General features: G+C 76.1%; 13 protein-coding genes and 1 pseudogene. 10 read left to right on the top strand and 4 right to left on the bottom strand.

Going from position 1 to position 14817, the window contains the following annotated elements:
- The 7 genes and pseudogenes from ACTWP5_RS18185 to ACTWP5_RS18155 all read left to right on the top strand — a co-directional run.
- Positions 1-824: pseudogene (locus tag ACTWP5_RS18185) on the top strand (hypothetical protein); the annotation flags it as partial.
- Between the two features lie 103 nt (positions 825-927).
- A complete protein-coding gene (locus ACTWP5_RS18180) occupies positions 928-1761 on the top strand; it encodes a M55 family metallopeptidase (protein WP_443222031.1) in 834 nt (277 codons plus the stop codon).
- Positions 1754-3205, top strand: coding sequence for a M20/M25/M40 family metallo-hydrolase (locus ACTWP5_RS18175; RefSeq protein WP_443222030.1), 1452 nt, complete (start codon positions 1754-1756; stop codon positions 3203-3205). The genes ACTWP5_RS18180 and ACTWP5_RS18175 overlap by 8 nt, the downstream gene beginning before the upstream one ends.
- A gap of 82 nt (positions 3206-3287) precedes the next feature.
- Positions 3288-5378, top strand: a complete 2091-nt coding sequence (locus tag ACTWP5_RS18170) for a dipeptidyl-peptidase 5 (RefSeq protein WP_443222029.1) — start codon at positions 3288-3290, stop codon at positions 5376-5378.
- Between the two features lie 210 nt (positions 5379-5588).
- On the top strand, positions 5589-6011 hold the full coding sequence (locus ACTWP5_RS18165; RefSeq protein ID WP_443222028.1) for a CBS domain-containing protein: 423 nt from the start codon (positions 5589-5591) through the stop codon (positions 6009-6011).
- Positions 6012-6217: 206 nt separating this feature from the next.
- Positions 6218-6445, top strand: a complete 228-nt coding sequence (locus ACTWP5_RS18160) for a hypothetical protein (protein WP_443222027.1) — start codon at positions 6218-6220, stop codon at positions 6443-6445.
- Between the two features lie 78 nt (positions 6446-6523).
- Positions 6524-7024, top strand: a complete 501-nt coding sequence (locus ACTWP5_RS18155; protein ID WP_443222026.1) for an anthrone oxygenase family protein — start codon at positions 6524-6526, stop codon at positions 7022-7024.
- Between the two features lie 40 nt (positions 7025-7064).
- On the opposite strand, the gene ACTWP5_RS18150 is transcribed toward ACTWP5_RS18155, so the two are convergent.
- The 3 genes from ACTWP5_RS18150 to ACTWP5_RS18140 form a co-directional block, all read right to left on the bottom strand.
- Complete coding sequence (locus ACTWP5_RS18150; protein ID WP_443222025.1) at positions 7065-7868, bottom strand: class I SAM-dependent methyltransferase; 804 nt, start codon at positions 7866-7868, stop codon at positions 7065-7067.
- A 219-nt stretch (positions 7869-8087) separates the two neighbouring features.
- Entirely contained in the window at positions 8088-8777 is a 690-nt protein-coding gene (locus ACTWP5_RS18145; protein ID WP_443222040.1) for a DedA family protein, read from the bottom strand.
- Between the two features lie 98 nt (positions 8778-8875).
- A complete protein-coding gene (locus ACTWP5_RS18140; protein ID WP_443222024.1) occupies positions 8876-9652 on the bottom strand; it encodes an MBL fold metallo-hydrolase in 777 nt (258 codons plus the stop codon).
- 304 nt (positions 9653-9956) lie between these two features.
- Between ACTWP5_RS18140 and ACTWP5_RS18135 the strand changes: the two genes are divergently transcribed.
- On the top strand, positions 9957-12086 hold the full coding sequence (locus ACTWP5_RS18135; RefSeq protein ID WP_443222039.1) for a phage holin family protein: 2130 nt from the start codon (positions 9957-9959) through the stop codon (positions 12084-12086).
- Positions 12087-12357: 271 nt separating this feature from the next.
- Complete coding sequence (locus tag ACTWP5_RS18130) at positions 12358-12663, top strand: 4a-hydroxytetrahydrobiopterin dehydratase (protein WP_443222023.1); 306 nt, start codon at positions 12358-12360, stop codon at positions 12661-12663.
- Between the two features lie 60 nt (positions 12664-12723).
- On the opposite strand, the gene ACTWP5_RS18125 is transcribed toward ACTWP5_RS18130, so the two are convergent.
- Positions 12724-13524, bottom strand: a complete 801-nt coding sequence (locus ACTWP5_RS18125) for an aldo/keto reductase (protein WP_443222038.1) — start codon at positions 13522-13524, stop codon at positions 12724-12726.
- Between the two features lie 164 nt (positions 13525-13688).
- On the opposite strand from ACTWP5_RS18125, the gene ACTWP5_RS18120 reads away from it, so the two are divergent.
- On the top strand, positions 13689-14660 hold the full coding sequence (locus ACTWP5_RS18120; RefSeq protein WP_443222022.1) for a bile acid:sodium symporter family protein: 972 nt from the start codon (positions 13689-13691) through the stop codon (positions 14658-14660).
- The last annotated feature ends 157 nt before the right edge of the window (positions 14661-14817 follow it).

The raw sequence follows: 14817 nt of genomic DNA, 5'->3' as shown, positions 1-14817 counted from the left end.
CCCACCCACCGCGCTCGCTCGCCCCGGCCCACCCCGCCCCGTTCCACCGAACCCGCGACCGACCTCCGCGACGGAAGGAGCCCGCCGTGGCCGCCGACCAGCCCGCGTCCGTCGACCCCGTCCCGCTCGCCGTGGCCGTCATCGACGGCGCCGGCGTCGTGACCCACTGGCACACCGACGCGGGGCGCCTGTTCGGCATCGCCGCCGAGGAGGCCGTCGGCCGCCCGGCGGCGACGGTCCTGCCGGCCTCCCTCTCCTCCGGCCTCGCCACCCCGAGCGGCGGGGCCGGCGGGAACGGCCACGCCGACGGGAGCGACGCCAGCGCCGACGGGAACGGCGGGGCGGGCCAGGCGGGCGACGACGCCGACCACGTCGACGACGTCGACGACATCGACCACCTCGACCCGGAGCGGAACGTGGTGGTCATCTTCGGCTCCGACATCGCCGAGCTGTCCTCGCCGTGCTCCGGGCGCTACTGGACGCAGGGCTGGCGCGGCGACCCCGGCCGCCGCGACGTGCTGTGGTGGGGCTACCCCCTGCTCGGCCCCGGAGCCGCCCGGCTGCTCCTGCTCGCCGCGGACGGCTCGCGCGTCGCCGCACCCGGCGGGCCCGCCGCCGCCGCGCCGGGGGTGGCGCCCGCGTTCGTGCCGCACACCGAGTTCGAACGGCCCGACGCCCTCGCCCGGCGCCTGCCCGAGCTGCTTCCCCCGATGAGCCCGCGCGAGAGCAGTCACATCACGCGGCGGATGCTGCACCTCGGGTATCCGGCGCTCCAGCTCACCGGGGGCGGCAGGATCCCGGTCACCGCCGACTGGCGCGGCTGAGGACGCCGGGCGCCGCCGGGCCTTCGAGGGACGCGACGGGGGCACGCCGCGCACCGGGGGGAACCTGGCTGGCTGTCAGTGGCAGCGGGTAGCGTGGCCCGCCATGAAGGTGTTGATCTCGGCCGACATGGAGGGCGCGACCGGCGTCACCTGGCCGGCCGACTGCCTGCCCGGCACCCCCGAGTGGCAGCGCTGCCGCCCCCTGTTCACCTCCGACGTCAACGCCGCGATCGCCGGCCTCCTCGACGGCGGCGTCGACGAGGTCGTGGTCAACGAGGCGCACATGACGATGCGGAACCTGCTGCTGGAGCAGCTCGACGACCGGGCCACGATGCTCACCGGACGGCACAAGGCGCTCAGCATGGTCGAGGGCGTCCAGCACGGGGACGTCGACGGCATCGCCTTCGTCGGGTACCACACGGGGGCGGGCGACGAGGGCGTCCTCGCCCACACCTACCTGGGGAACTCCCTGACCGGCGTCTTCGTCGACGGCGTCCGCGCCAGCGAGGGCCTGCTCAACTCCCTGGTCGCCGCCGAGTACGGCACCCCGGTGGTGCTCGTCACCGGCGACGACCGCACCTGCGCCGACGCCCAGGGGTACGCCCCGGACGCCCCCGCCGTGGCGGTCAAGGACTACGTCTCGCGGTACGCCGCCGTCTGCCGCACCCCCGCGAGGACCGCCGCCGACATCCGCGCCGCCGCCGCCCGCGCGGCGGCCCTGGCCGTCCGGCACGAGCCCGCTCCGCCGCGCTCGCGCACCGTCGAGATCACCTTCGACGCCGAACACCTGGCCGGCGCCGCCACCGTCGTGCCCGGCGTCGAGCAGACCGGGCCGCTGCGCGTGGCGTACGAGGCGCCGACCATGTACGAGGGCATTCGCTGCTTCAAGGCCGTCACCACCCTGGTCTCGGCCGCCGTGGAGGAATGGTATGGCTGACCAGCACGCCACCGCCGGCGTCACCGACCCCGCCGCATCCGCCGATCCGGCCGAGACCGCCGGCGCCGCCGCTCCGGCGGTCCCCGAAGGCCCCGAAGCCGGCCAGGTCGACCCCGTCGACGCCACGGCGCTGGACGAGGCGGTCCGCTTCACCAGCGACCTCATCCGCCTCGATACCACCAACCGCGGTCAGGGCGACGGCACCGAGCGCGAGGCCGCCGAGTACGTCGCCGCCCGCCTGGCCGAGGCCGGGATCGACGCGGTCGTGCTGGAGAAGGCCCCGGGGCGCTCCAACGTCGTGGCCCGCGTCGCGGGCAGCGACCCCTCCGCCGACGCCGTCCTCGTCCACGGCCACCTCGACGTCGTCCCCGCCGACCCCGCCGAGTGGCGGGTGCACCCCTTCTCGGGCGAGGTGCGCGACGGCGTCGTCTGGGGCCGCGGCGCCATCGACATGAAGGACGCCGACGCCATGGTGCTGGCCGTGGTCCGGGCCTGGGCCCGCGCCGGCGTCCGGCCACGCCGCGACGTCGTGCTCGCGTTCACCGCGGACGAGGAGGACAGCGGCGACGTCGGCGCCGGCTTCCTCGCCTCGGAGCACGCGGCGCTGTTCGAGGGCTGCACCGTCGCCATCGGCGAGTCCGGCGGGTACACCTTCCACCCCGGCGACGGCCGCCGCCTCTACCCGGTCGCGGCGGGCGAGCGGGGCACGGCGTGGCTGCGGCTCACGGCCAGGGGCCGCGCCGGGCACGGCTCCCGGGTCAACCGCGAGAACGCCGTCACCCTCCTGTCGGCCGCCGTCGCCCGCATCGGTGAACACCGCTGGCCGGTGCGGCTGACGGCCACGGTGCGGGCCGCCCTCACCGAGCTGGCCGCGGTCTACGGGCTGCCCGCCCGTCTCGACGATCCGGACCCCGAGCGGCTCGCGCGCGAGGTCGACGAGCTGCTCGACCGCCTCGGCCCCGCCGCGAGCATCGTCGCCCCCACCGTCCGCAACAGCGCCAACCCCACGATGCTCCAGGCCGGGTACAAGGTGAACGTGATCCCCGGCCAGGCCACGGCCAGCGTCGACGGGCGGGTGGTGCCCGGCGGCGACGAGGAGTTCGCGGCCACCCTCGACCGCCTCACGGGGCCGGGCGTGGAGTGGGCCTTCAGCCACCGTGGGCGCGCCCTCGACGCCCCCGTGGACGGCCCCGTCTTCGCCACGCTGCGCCGGTCGTTGCTCGCCTTCGACCCCGACGCGCACGTCGTCCCGTTCTGCATGGCGGGCGGCACCGACGCCAAGCAGTTCTCCACCCTCGGCGTCACGGGATACGGCTTCACCCCGCTGCGGCTGCCCGAGGGCTTCGACTACCACACCATGTTCCACGGCGTGGACGAGCGGGTCCCGGTGGACGCCCTGCACTTCGGCACCCGCGTCCTCTCCCACGCCCTCCTCTCGCTCTAGGACCGCCCCGACCCCCGCGCCCGGCACGACCGTGCCGGGCCCCGCCACGAACACCCACCCCCACGAGAACCCGGAGCCGCCCGTGCACCGCCTCCCGTACGGCACGTGGCCCTCACCGATCGACGCCGAGCTGGTGGCCGCCCGCCACGGCGAGCCGGAGTACCTCGGCACGGTCGGCGAGGAGCTGTGGTGGACCGCGCCCCGCCCCGCCGAGGGCGGGCGGCGGACGCTGGTGCGGCTGCGGCCGGGCGAGGCCGCGCCGCGGACGGTGCTGCCCGCGCCGTGGAACGTGCGCACCCGGGTCATCGAGTACGGCGGCCACCCGTGGGCCGGCGCCCAGACCGCCGCCGGACCGCTGATCGTCTTCACCCACCAGGGCGACCAGCGCCTGTACGCCGTCGAGCCCGACGCGCCCGGCGGCGCCGCGCCCCGCCCCCTCACCCCCGTCTCCCCGGCGGGCGGAGGCGGTGGCGGCGGCCTGCGCTGGTGCGACCCGCGGGTGCACCCGGCCTCCGGCGAGGTGTGGTGCGTGCTGGAGGAGCACACCGGGCCCGCGCCGGGCGACGTGCGGCGCGTCCCGGCCGCCGTGCCGCTGGACGGCAGCGCCGCCGACGACCGCTCGGCCGTCCGCGAGCTCGCCGAGGAGCGCCACCGCTTCGTCACCACGCCCCAGCTCTCCCCGGACGGCCGCCACGCCGTCTGGCTGGCCTGGGACCATCCCCGGATGCCCTGGGACGGCACCGAGCTGAGGCTGGCCGAGGTCGTCGGCGGCCCGCCGCGCCTCAGTTCCGTGCGCACGGTCGCCGGCGGCCCCACCGAGTCCGTCGCGCAGGCCGAGTGGGCCGCGGACGGCGGGCTGCTGGCCGTCACCGACCGCACCGGCTGGTGGAACCTCCACCGGGTCGACCCGGCCACCGGCCGGGCCACGCCCCTGTGCCCCAGGCAGGAGGAGTTCGCCGACGCCCTGTGGCACCTCGGCTTCCGCTGGTTCGCACCCCTCGACGACGGGCGGGTCGCCGTGCTGCACGGCCGGGGCGCGCTGCGGCTGGGCGTCCTCGACGTCGCCACGGGGGAGCTCGCCGACGCCCCGGGCCCGTGGACCGAGTGGGCCCCCTCGCTCGCGACCCTCGGCCGGCACGTCGTCGGCATCGCCGCCGCCCGGGACCGCGGCCACGAGATCGTCCGGTTCGACACCGTCGCCGGCCGCTGCGACGTCCTCGCCGAGCGGCACCGCGACACCGTCGACCCGGCGTACTACCCGCGCTCGGAGTCCCGCACCGTGACGGGCCCCGACGGCCGCGAGGTCCACGCCCACGTTCACTCGCCCCACCACCCCGAGGCCCTGCCGCCCGACGGCGAGCTGCCGCCGTACGTGATCTGGGCGCACGGCGGCCCCACCGGCCGGGCCCCGCTCGTCCTCGACCTGGAGATCGCGTACTACACCTCGCGCGGCATCGGCGTCGCCGAGGTCAACTACGGCGGCTCCACCGGGTACGGCCGGGCCTACCGCGAGCGTCTGCGGGGGGAGTGGGGCGTCGTCGACGTCGAGGACTGCGCCGCCGTGGCCCGTGCCCTGGCCGCCGAGGGCGCCTGCGACCCGGCCAGGATCGCCATCAGGGGCGGCAGCGCCGGCGGGTGGACCACGGCCGTCTCCCTCGTCTCGCCGGCCACCGAGGGGCTGTACGCCTGCGGCACGATCAAGTTCCCCGTCCTCGACCTGGTCGGGTGGGCCACGGGCGAGACGCACGACTTCGAGTCGCACTACCTGGAGTCCCTCGTCGGCCCGATCGCGGCCGTCCCCGAGCGGTACCGCGAGCGGTCACCGGTCCACCACGCCGACCGGGTCTCCGTGCCCTTCGTGCTGCTCCAGGGCCTCGACGACGTGATCTGCCCGCCCGCGCAGGCCGAGCGCCTGCTCGCTGCCGTCAGGAAGCGCGGCGGGCCCCGCCACGCGTACCTCGCGTTCCCCGGCGAGGGCCACGGCTTCCGCAGGGCCGCCACCATCCGGCGCGCCGTGGAGGCGGAGCTCGCCCTGTACGTCGACGTCTTCGGCCTCGACCGCACGGACGTGCCGCCGCTCGACCTCCGCGCGGAGGTCGCATCGTCCCGGCCCGGCGTGTCGCGGACCGAGGGCCGTCCGCCGGCGGACGGCGCACCGCGTCCCACGCCGTAACCCGTCGCGGCGGCCCGCCGGAGGAGGCCGCCATGACCGTGGGGAGACGTCCCGGGCGGCGACGGGCCGGGCCGGGCGAGCGGCCGGGTCCGTTCCCGTGGGCATGAATCGGCTCTCACGGGTCACCCGAACAGCGCACAGCGGTCGCTTCCCCCGGGGAGCGCCGCCCAGCATGAGGACGCAGGACCGCCCTACGTCAGGAGGCACACCATGACCACAGCCGGCGACATCATGAGCCCCGGCGCCCAGTGGATACCGGCCACGGAGACGCTCGACCGGGCCGCCCAGCTGATGCGCGAGCTCGACGTGGGAGCACTCCCCGTGAGCGACGTCAACGAGAGGATGTGCGGCATCGTCACCGACCGCGACATCGTCGTGGAGTGCGTCGCCGCGGGGCACGACCCCTCCCGCGTCACCGCGGGTGACCTGTGCGAGGGCACGCCGCGCTGGGCCAGGACCTCCGACAGCGTCGAGGACGTGCTCCACGAGATGGAGGGCCACCGCATCCGCCGCCTGCCGGTGATCGACGAGAACAAGCAGCTGGTGGGCATGATCAGCGAGGCCGACCTCGCCCGTCACCTGCCGGAGCACCAGCTGGCGGAGTTCGTCGAGCGGGTGTACTCCACGCCCTGACCCACGCGCCGCGCACGGTGCCCCCTCCACCCCCGACCCGTCCCCGCCCCGGGGCCCACCGGGGCGGACGGGCGGGGCCAGGGTGCGGCGCGCGCACGTGGTCACGCTCAGACGAACGCCCACGTACACGCCGCCTCACGCGAACGCCCGCCTCACGCGAACGCCACGAAGTCGCGGGATCGCGTGGCCTCTCGCATGCTGGTGCCATGCAGTCCAGCACACGGAGTGACACGCGCGGCTCGTTCTTCACCCCGGCCAGGATCCTCCTCCTCGTGGTGGCCGCCCTCACGCTCGTCTTCATCTTCGAGAACTCCCGCCGCACCCGGATCCGCCTGCTGATCCCCGAGGTGACGATGCCGCTGTGGCTGGCACTCTTCGCCACCGCCGCCATCGGCGTCCTCTGCGGCGCGTTCCTGCGCCGTCCCCGCCGTTGAGGCGGACGAGACGCACGCGCATGCCGCCGAGCGGCGTCAGCATGGCCGGGCCGCGTGGCGCACGGCTGTAATGGCGGCATGCACACCCTCGCGGCCGTCCTCGCGGCCCTCACCCTCGCCATGACCGGTGCGATGACCGGCGTGTTCTTCGCCTTCTCGGTGTCCGTGACGCTCGGGCTCGACGCCGCGGGCCCCGAACGGGCCGTGCCCGTGATGCAGCGCGTCAACGAGCGGATCCTCAACCCCGTCTTCCTGACCACCTTCGTCGGCGCGCCCCTGACCGCGGCGGTCTGCGGTGGCCTGCTGCTGGCCGTCGGCCACACCGCCGCGGGCTGGGTCCTCCTCGCGGCGGCCGGCACCTACGCGCTGGGCGCGATCGTGCCGACGGCGGTCGTCAACGTGCCCTTGAACAACGCCCTCAACGCCGCGGGCACCCCCGAGAGCCCGTCCCACGCGGCCCGGCTGTGGGGGGACTTCGCGCCCCGCTGGACCGCGTGGAACACCGCCCGCGCGGTGGCCAGCTGCGTCAGCCTGCTCCTGGTGGGCCTCGGCGTCTTCCTGTGGGGCGCCGGCCGGTGAGGCGGCCTGCGGCCGGCCCCGACCCCGTCGAGGCGGTGGGTCAGGGCCGGCAGCGGGCCTCGCCGTGCAGCACCGCGAACCACGCGTCCTCGTGCGCGCCCCAGGCCCGCCACCCGTCCGCGATGCGGCGCAGCTCCGCGTGGGTGGCATACCCGCCGTCCACCGCGCGGCGGGCGTAGCCGGAGGCCAGGGTGCGGTCCGCCCACAGCTCGCTCCACCACGCCCGCTCGCCCGGCGTGGCGAAGCACCACACCGACGCCGAGGCCGTCACCTCCGAGAAGCCGGCCTCCCTGGCCCAGGCGTGCAGCCGCCGACCGGCGTCCGGCTTCCCGCCGTTGCCCCGGGCGACCCGCTCGTACAGCGCCAGCCACTCGTCCATGCCCGGCACCCGGGGGTACCACGTCATGGCCGTCATGTCGGCGTCCCGCACCGCGACGAGGCCACCGGGGCGACACACCCGCCGCATCTCCCGCAGCGCCCCGACCGGGTCGGCGAGGTGCTGGAGCAGCTGGTGGGCGTGGACGACGTCGAAGGAGTCGTCGGCGAAGCCCAGGCGCTGGGCGTCGGCCCGCGCGAACTCCACTCCCGTGACGCCCCGCTCCTCGGCGACGGCCCGCGCCTCGGCCAGGATCTCCACCGCGTGGTCGACGGCCGTGACCGGCCCCGGTGCCACGCGCGCGGCGAGGTCGGCCGTGAGTGTGCCGGGCCCGCAGCCGACGTCGAGCAGCGCGAGGCCCGGCCGCAGCTCGGGCAGCAGGTAGGCGGCGGAGTTCTCCGCGGTGCGCCAACGGTGGGAGCGCAGCACCGATTCGTGGTGCCCGTGGGTGTATATGGCGTCCGGCATGCCACCACTCTGCCGTCGTCTCGCGATGCGGGCAACGTTGTCTCGCTGTACGGAACGATCGCGAGGGGTGGCACGACGGGACGGGCAACGGACGGCCCGGCGGCCCGGCGGCCCGGCGGCACGCGCGACGGAAACGAGTACGACGAAAGGAAGCAGCGCCGGACCCAGCGACGGAAGCAGCGCCTCGGCGCGGCGCGCCGCGAAGGAACGCCCGAACGTTCAGGAGGCGCCGGCCTGCTCGGCCCCCCTGGCGGCCCCGCCGGCGCGCGCCGCGGCACGCCGCGCCCGCACGCCACGCACCCGCCGCACCACCCCGGGCGCGAGCGCGATGAGCACGGTCACCCCCACCGCCGCCGCCACGCCCTGCCAGACGTGGGGGAAGAGCGCGCCCCCCAGGAGCCCGACGAGCTGGTACGTCGCCGCCCAGGCCAACGCGGCGGGCAGCGCGCCCCGCAGGTACCGCCGCGACGGCACGCGGGCCAGCAGGCAGGCCAGCATCACCGGGATCCGCCCGGCCGGCACCAGACGGGACACCAGCAGCACCGTCGTGCCGTGCCGCGACAGCCCGTCCCGCGCCCGCTCCAGCCGCTCGGGCGGCACCTGGCCGCGCATCCAGGACAGCCACCGCGAGCCGCCCCGCGAGCGGAGCCCGCGCCGGCCGAGCCAGTACAGCAGGGCGTCGCCGGCGAACGCCGCCGCCGTGGCCGTCGCGAAGACCAACGCCAGCGCCAGCGGCGCGTTGCCCTGGTGGAACGCCACCGCCGCCGCCGAACTCACCAGCGCGCCGGTCGGCACCACCGGCAGCAGCGCGCCGAGCAACACCAGCAGGAAGAGCGAGGGATAGCCCACCGCCTGCTGCGTGGACTCCTCGGAGACCGCGCGCGAGGCCGCCAGGGTCCCCTCGCCCACGGCCGTCGCCGTGACCGTGGCGGTGGCCGTGGCGGTGACCGCCGTCGCCGTCGCCGTGGCCGTCGCCGCCACGCCCAGCGCCAGCGTCGCCGTCGTCGTCACGCGGCCACCGCCAGCCGCACGCTCTGGCCGTGCCCCAGCCGGTGCACGGCCACCCCGGGCGCGAGGCGCGCCGCGTGGCGCGCGAACTCCTCGCCGGGGGAGTGGAACTCGTGCGGCCGCACGGCGGCGAGGCCCATCGGCCAGAAGGTGCCGTAGTGCACCGGCACGGCGCCGCGCGGCCGCAGCCGTGCCACCGCCTGCGCCGCCCGCTCCGCGTTCAGGTGGCCGTGCCCCAGCCGGGGCCCCCAGCCGCCGACCGGCAGCAGCGCCACGTCCACCGCGCCCGTCTCCCGCTCCATCGACTCGAACAGGTCGGTGTCGCCCGCGTAGTACGTCCGGGCCTCGCCCTCGACCACGTATCCCAGCGGCTCCACACGGGCCCGGCCGAACGGCAGCCGCCGCCCGTCGTGCTCGGCCGGCACGGCCCGCACCGTCACGCCTCCGACCCGCAGCGTGTCCCCGGCCCTCACCTCGTACACCTCCAGCCGCGCGGCGAGGCTCCGCAGCCGGCGAACGGCGCGCAGCGCGCCCCGGGGCGCCAGCAGCGCGGTGCCGCGCGCCAGGTGCGCGAGCGAGCGCGGGTGCAGATGGTCGGCGTGCAGGTGCGAGACGAGCACGGCGTCCGGCGCGTACAGCGAGGCCGGGGGGACAGGGCCGCGCCGTCGCCGCAGGTGGGCGCAGTGCCGGGTCAGCAGCGGATCGGTCAGCACCGTCGTGCCGGAGTCCCGCACGGTCGCCGTGGCATGCCCCCACCAGGTGATCTCCACGGGCACCGGCAACTCCCCTCGTTCGTCACCTCATTGGGGCCAGCAGGGACAGGGTACGGAAAAGCCCGGCCGCGGGCGGGAAGAATGACGATCCTACGGACACGCTCCGTCCCGGCGGGGAGACCACCGGACGGCGGGGAACGACATCGGTGTGGGGGGTGTGGTGCGGGTGACGGGCACGGCGGACGAGGCGCGGCGGGCCGCGGGCACCGGCACGGCCGCGGGCACCGGCGCGGCCACGGGCACCGGCACGGCCGCGAGCGCCGCCGCGGCGGGCGGGGAGAGCGGGTGGCGGCGCGGCGCGGCGGCCCTGCTGCGCACCACCGTCCAGGTGGTGGCCGTGTGGGCCGTGAGCGCGCTCACCATGCTGCTGCTCGCCCGGCTCCTGCCCGACTTCCGTCTCCAGACCGCCGACGGCGAGAGCTTCACCCGCGTCGGCGTCACCGCCGCCCTCGGCGCCGCCGCCTTCGGCGTGCTGCACGCCCTGGTGTGGCCCTGGCTGGTGAGGGCCCTGCTGCTGGTGCCCGCCCTCGTGCTCGGCGTCCTCGTCTTCCTGCTCAACGGCACGCTGCTGTGGCTGGCGCTCGGCGCCGTGCCCGACGACCGCTTCCGGGCCGAGTCCACGCCGGAGGCCGCCGTGCTGGTCGCCACCACCATGTCGCTGACCTCCTCGGCCGTCACCACCCTCCTCGCCGTCCGCGACCCCCGCGCCCAGGCCCGCCGCCTGCGGCGGCTCGCCGGCTGGCAGCCGCGGCGCCGCGCGCCGGTCCCCCACACCGAGACCCCCGGCACGGTCTTCCTCCAGCTCGACGGCATCGGGTACGAGGTGCTGCGCGAGGCCACCGCGGGAGAGCGCCCCACCATGCCCACGGTCGCGGCGCTCTCCCGCACCACCCACCGGCTCACCCCGTGGCGCACCGACTGGTCCAGCCAGACCGGCGCAGCCCAGCTGGCCATCCTGCACGGCAGCAACGAGGACGTGCCCGCGTTCCGCTGGTACGAGAAGGAGACCGGCGAGGTCATCGTCACCAACCACCCCTCGGCCGCCGCCGAGCTGCAACACCGCGCCACCGTCCGCACCGGTGACCCCGGCCTGCTCGCCGACGACGGCGCCTCCCGGGGCAACCTCTTCACCGGCGGCGCGGGCCAGGCGGCCCTCGTGCTGTCCGTCGCCGCCCGCCGGGGCCGCGCCCAGCGCTCCCGCGCCGGATACTTCGCGTACTTCTCCGACCCCGCGCACGCCGGGCGGACCGCGCTGGCCTTCGTCGCCGAGCTGGTCCGCGAGGTGGCCCAGGCGCTGCGCGCCCGGCTGCGCGGCGAGCGGCCACGGGTCAGCCGCGGCGGCCTCTACCCCCTGATCCGGGCCTTCGCCACGGTCGTCCAGCGCGACGTGGTCACCGCCGCCGTCATCGGCGACGTCCTCGCCGGCCGCACCGCCGTCTACGCCGACCTCGTCGCCTACGACGAGGTGGCCCACCACTCGGGGCCGCGCGGCCGGGACACCCGGCAGGTGCTGGCCAGCCTCGACCGGTGCGTGGCGCTCATCGCCCAGTCCTTCGCCTACGCTCCCCGCCCCTACCACCTGGTGCTGCTCTCCGACCACGGGCAGAGCCACGGCGAGACCTTCCGCGCCGCGTACGGCCGGACGTTGGAGGACCTGGTGCGGATCGGCTGCGGCGGCCCTCCGGGGCCCGGCGGGGCGGCCGGGGGGCGCCGCCGTCGCGAGCCCGGCGCCGAGGCGCGGGGCGCCGCACGGGTCGCGCTCAACCGCCCCGAGCCGTCGGTGCTGCCGCCCGTGCCGCCCTCCCCGCTGCTGCCGTCGCTGTCGTGGCCCCCGGTGGGCGGCGAGGCCGGCGGGGCCGGCGGGCGGACCGCGCCCGTCGTGCTCGCCTCGGGCAACCTGGGCCTGATATCCCTCCCCGAGCTGCCGGGCCGCGCCAGCCGCGAGGCCATGGAGCGCCGCCACCCGGCGCTGCTGCGCACCCTCGCCGACCACCCGGGCGTCGGCTTCCTGCTGGTGCGCAGCGAACGGCACGGCCCCGTGGTGCTCGGCGCCGGCGGTGCCGAGCACCACCTGGCCACCGGGCACGTCGTCGGCGCCGACCCGCTCGGCCCGTTCGGGCCGGGCGCGGCGGCGGTCGTCGCCCGCGCCTCCCGCTTCCCGCACGTCGCGGACATCATGGTCAACTCGGCCGTCGACCCGGCCACCGGGGCCGTCCACGCCTTCGAGGACCAGATCGGCTCCCACGGCGGCCTCGGCGGCGAACAGAGTCACGCGTTCCTGCTGTCGCCGCTCGCCCTGACGCCCCCCGTCCCCGACGGCGGGGAGCTCGTCGGCGCGCAGGCGGTCCACGGCGTGCTGCGCCGCTGGCTCGCCGAGGCGCGGGCCGCCCACCCGGCGGCCCACCACCCGCGCGCGCCCGCCGCCGCGGCGCCCTAAAGGCTGTCTCGCAGTCCCTGGCGGGCTCGCGACGCCCTGCGACTTCCTCCCCCAGACCCCTCCGGGGTCCGGGCGGTGCCCCCAGCTGCGTTGTCGTCGGTCGCCAGCCTGCAAGGCTGACTCCCTCCTCCGCCTTGCCATCGAAGCCCCAGGACGCCGCTCCCTGATCCACCAGGGACTGCGGGACAGCCTTTAGAGTGGCCCCGGGGCCCGCGGGTGCCCGGGACGGCCCGGGACAGCCCGGACCGATCGGAGACGAGAGGGAGTCGCCATGGCGCCGCAGCCGTTGTCCGAGCTGGAGATCGCCGAGGTCCTCAGCGGCCTGCCGGGATGGACGCTGGAGGAGGACCGTCTGGTGCGGACGTACGTGCTGGGCGGCCATCTGCCGGCCGTCGCGATGCTCGTGCACATCGCCACCGTGCAGGAGGAGATGAACCACCACGCCGACCTGACCCTGACGTACAACCGGCTCGGCGTGGCGGTCAACACCCACAGCGTCGGCGGGCGCGTCACCGAGCTCGACGCCCAGCTCGCGAGCCGCGTCGAGGAGCTGTCCCTCGCCCACGGCGCGAGCTGACGGCCGCCGGTCGCGCGCGCCGGCGGCCCTCCGCTCCGGTCCCGCCGCTCCTTTGGGCCGTCAGCTCCAGTCGAAGCTGTCGGGGTTCGCGCCGAAGCGGGTGCCCTCGTCCATCGCCGCGATGGCCGCGAGGTCCTCGTCGTCCAGCTCGAAGCCGAAGACGTCGATGTTCTCCCGGATGCGGGAGGGCGTCACCGACTTCGGGATGACGATGTTCCCGATCGCCAGGTGCCAGCGCAGCACCACCTGGGCCGGGGTCTGGCCGTGCTTGTCCGCGATGGCCGCCAGGCGGGCGTCGTCGAGCAGCCCCTTGCCCTGGCCGAGCGGCGACCACGCCTCCGTGGCGATCCCGTGCTCGGCGTGGAAGGCGCGCAGCTCGGACTGCTGGAGGTAGGGGTGGAGCTCGACCTGGTTGAGGGTCGGGACGACGCCGGTCTCGTCGATGACCCGGCGCAGGTGGTCGACGTGGAAGTTCGAGACGCCGACGGCACGGGCGCGGCCCTCGGCGGCCAGTTCGCCGAGCGCCCGCACGATCGTCACGTAGTCGTCGCGCATCGGGCGCGGCCAGTGGATGAGGTAGAGGTCCACGGTCTCCAGGCCGAGCCGGGCGAGCGAGGCGTCGAACTCGCGCAGCACGGCGTCGCGCGTCCACGTCTCGTTGGCGGTGTTCCACAGCTTGGTGGTGACGAAGACGTCCTCACGCGGCAGGCCCGACTCCCGCAGGGCCTGGCCGACGCCCTCCTCGTTGCCGTAGATCTGCGCGGTGTCGACGCTGCGGTAGCCGGCCGCGAGGGCGTGGCCGACCGCCTCCGCCGCCTCGTCGGCGGGGACCTGCCAGACGCCGAAGCCGAGCTGCGGCATGGAGACGCCGTTGTGGAGGGTGACGTGGGGGACGTTCGGGACGTGTGGGGCGGTGCTCACGAGCGGTTCGGTCCTTTTCTGTTCGTTTGGGGTTCGCTTGGGTGCAGAAGGCCATCGTCCATGATCCGAGCCCCTGGCGCACTCCTGTCCGCCGGGGGGACAGAATGGCGCCCGTGCGCAGACTGGCCCGGCTGATCGACCCCTACATCGTGCTGATCCTCGGCACGGTCGGCCTGGCGGCGCTGCTGCCGGCCAGCGGATCGGCGGCCGAGGGCGTGGACGCGGCGGCCACCGGCATGATCGGCCTGCTGTTCTTCCTCTACGGCGCCCGGCTCTCCACCAGCGAGGCGATGGCCGGCATCCGCCACTGGCGGCTCCACCTGGCGATCCTCGCCTGCACCTTCGTGGTCTTCCCCCTGCTGGGGCTCGCCGCCAGGGGCCTGGTGCCCTGGCTGGTGGCCGACGAGCTCTACGACGGTCTGCTCTTCCTGTGCCTGGTGCCCTCCACCGTGCAGGCGTCCATCGCCTTCACCTCCATCGCCCGCGGCAACGTGGCCGCCGCCATCGCCGCCGGCTCGTTCTCCAGCCTGCTCGGCGTGGTGCTGACGCCGCTGCTGGCGGCGGCGCTCATCGGCGGCAGCGGCGGCTTCTCCACCGACACGCTGCTGACCATCGGCGGGCAGCTGCTGGTGCCGTTCGTCCTCGGGCAGCTGCTGCGCCGCTGGATCGGCGGCTTCGTCACCCGCCACCGGAAGGTGCTGTCGTTCGTCGACCGCGGCGCGATCCTGGTGGTCGTCTACTCCGCCTTCAGCCAGGGCATGAACGCCGGCATCTGGGACGAGACCAGCTGGCCGCGGCTGCTCGCGCTGGCCGGGGTGCTGGCCGCGCTGCTGACGGTGATGCTGCTGCTGACGGCGTACGGCTCGCGCCGGCTCGGCTTCGCGCGCGCCGACCGCGTCGCGATCGTCTTCGCGGGCTCCAAGAAGTCCCTGGCCAGCGGCCTGCCCATGGCCAGCGTCATCTTCGCCGACGACGCCGCGCTCACGGTGCTGCCGCTGATGATCTACCACCAGACGCAGCTGATCGTCTGCGCCGCCGTGGCCCGTCGCTGGGCGAGCACCGCGCCCGAGGGCTGAACGGGCCCGCCGACCGCCGGTGGCGGCCGGCCGGGCGACCACCGACCCGCCGACCGGCCCTCCTCGCGGCCCACCACGGCTCCACCCGCGTTCGAGCGGCGATCAAGTGGGGCATGTGGTACACGGGGCCACTCATCCACTGCACCACCGTGCCGGT

The sequence above is a fragment of the Streptomyces sp. 4N509B genome, from assembly GCF_052245655.1.
Classification (GTDB): Bacteria; Actinomycetota; Actinomycetes; order Streptomycetales; family Streptomycetaceae; genus Streptomyces.
This window is presented reverse-complemented; position numbering and strand designations above follow the sequence as displayed.

Bases quoted from the DNA above. Each gene is read 5' to 3' on its own strand.
- ACTWP5_RS18180 (WP_443222031.1), top strand. From the start codon at position 928: ATGAAGGTGTTGATCTCGGCCGACATGGAGGGCGCGACCGGCGTCACC.
- ACTWP5_RS18175 (WP_443222030.1), top strand. From the start codon at position 1,754: ATGGCTGACCAGCACGCCACCGCCGGCGTCACCGACCCCGCCGCATCC.
- ACTWP5_RS18165 (WP_443222028.1), top strand. From the start codon at position 5,589: ATGACCACAGCCGGCGACATCATGAGCCCCGGCGCCCAGTGGATACCG.
- ACTWP5_RS18160 (WP_443222027.1), top strand. From the start codon at position 6,218: ATGCAGTCCAGCACACGGAGTGACACGCGCGGCTCGTTCTTCACCCCG.
- ACTWP5_RS18155 (WP_443222026.1), top strand. From the start codon at position 6,524: ATGCACACCCTCGCGGCCGTCCTCGCGGCCCTCACCCTCGCCATGACC.
- ACTWP5_RS18150 (WP_443222025.1), bottom strand. From the start codon at position 7,868: ATGCCGGACGCCATATACACCCACGGGCACCACGAATCGGTGCTGCGC.
- ACTWP5_RS18130 (WP_443222023.1), top strand. From the start codon at position 12,358: ATGGCGCCGCAGCCGTTGTCCGAGCTGGAGATCGCCGAGGTCCTCAGC.
- ACTWP5_RS18125 (WP_443222038.1), bottom strand. From the start codon at position 13,524: ATGCCGCAGCTCGGCTTCGGCGTCTGGCAGGTCCCCGCCGACGAGGCG.
- ACTWP5_RS18120 (WP_443222022.1), top strand. From the start codon at position 13,689: ATGGCGCCCGTGCGCAGACTGGCCCGGCTGATCGACCCCTACATCGTG.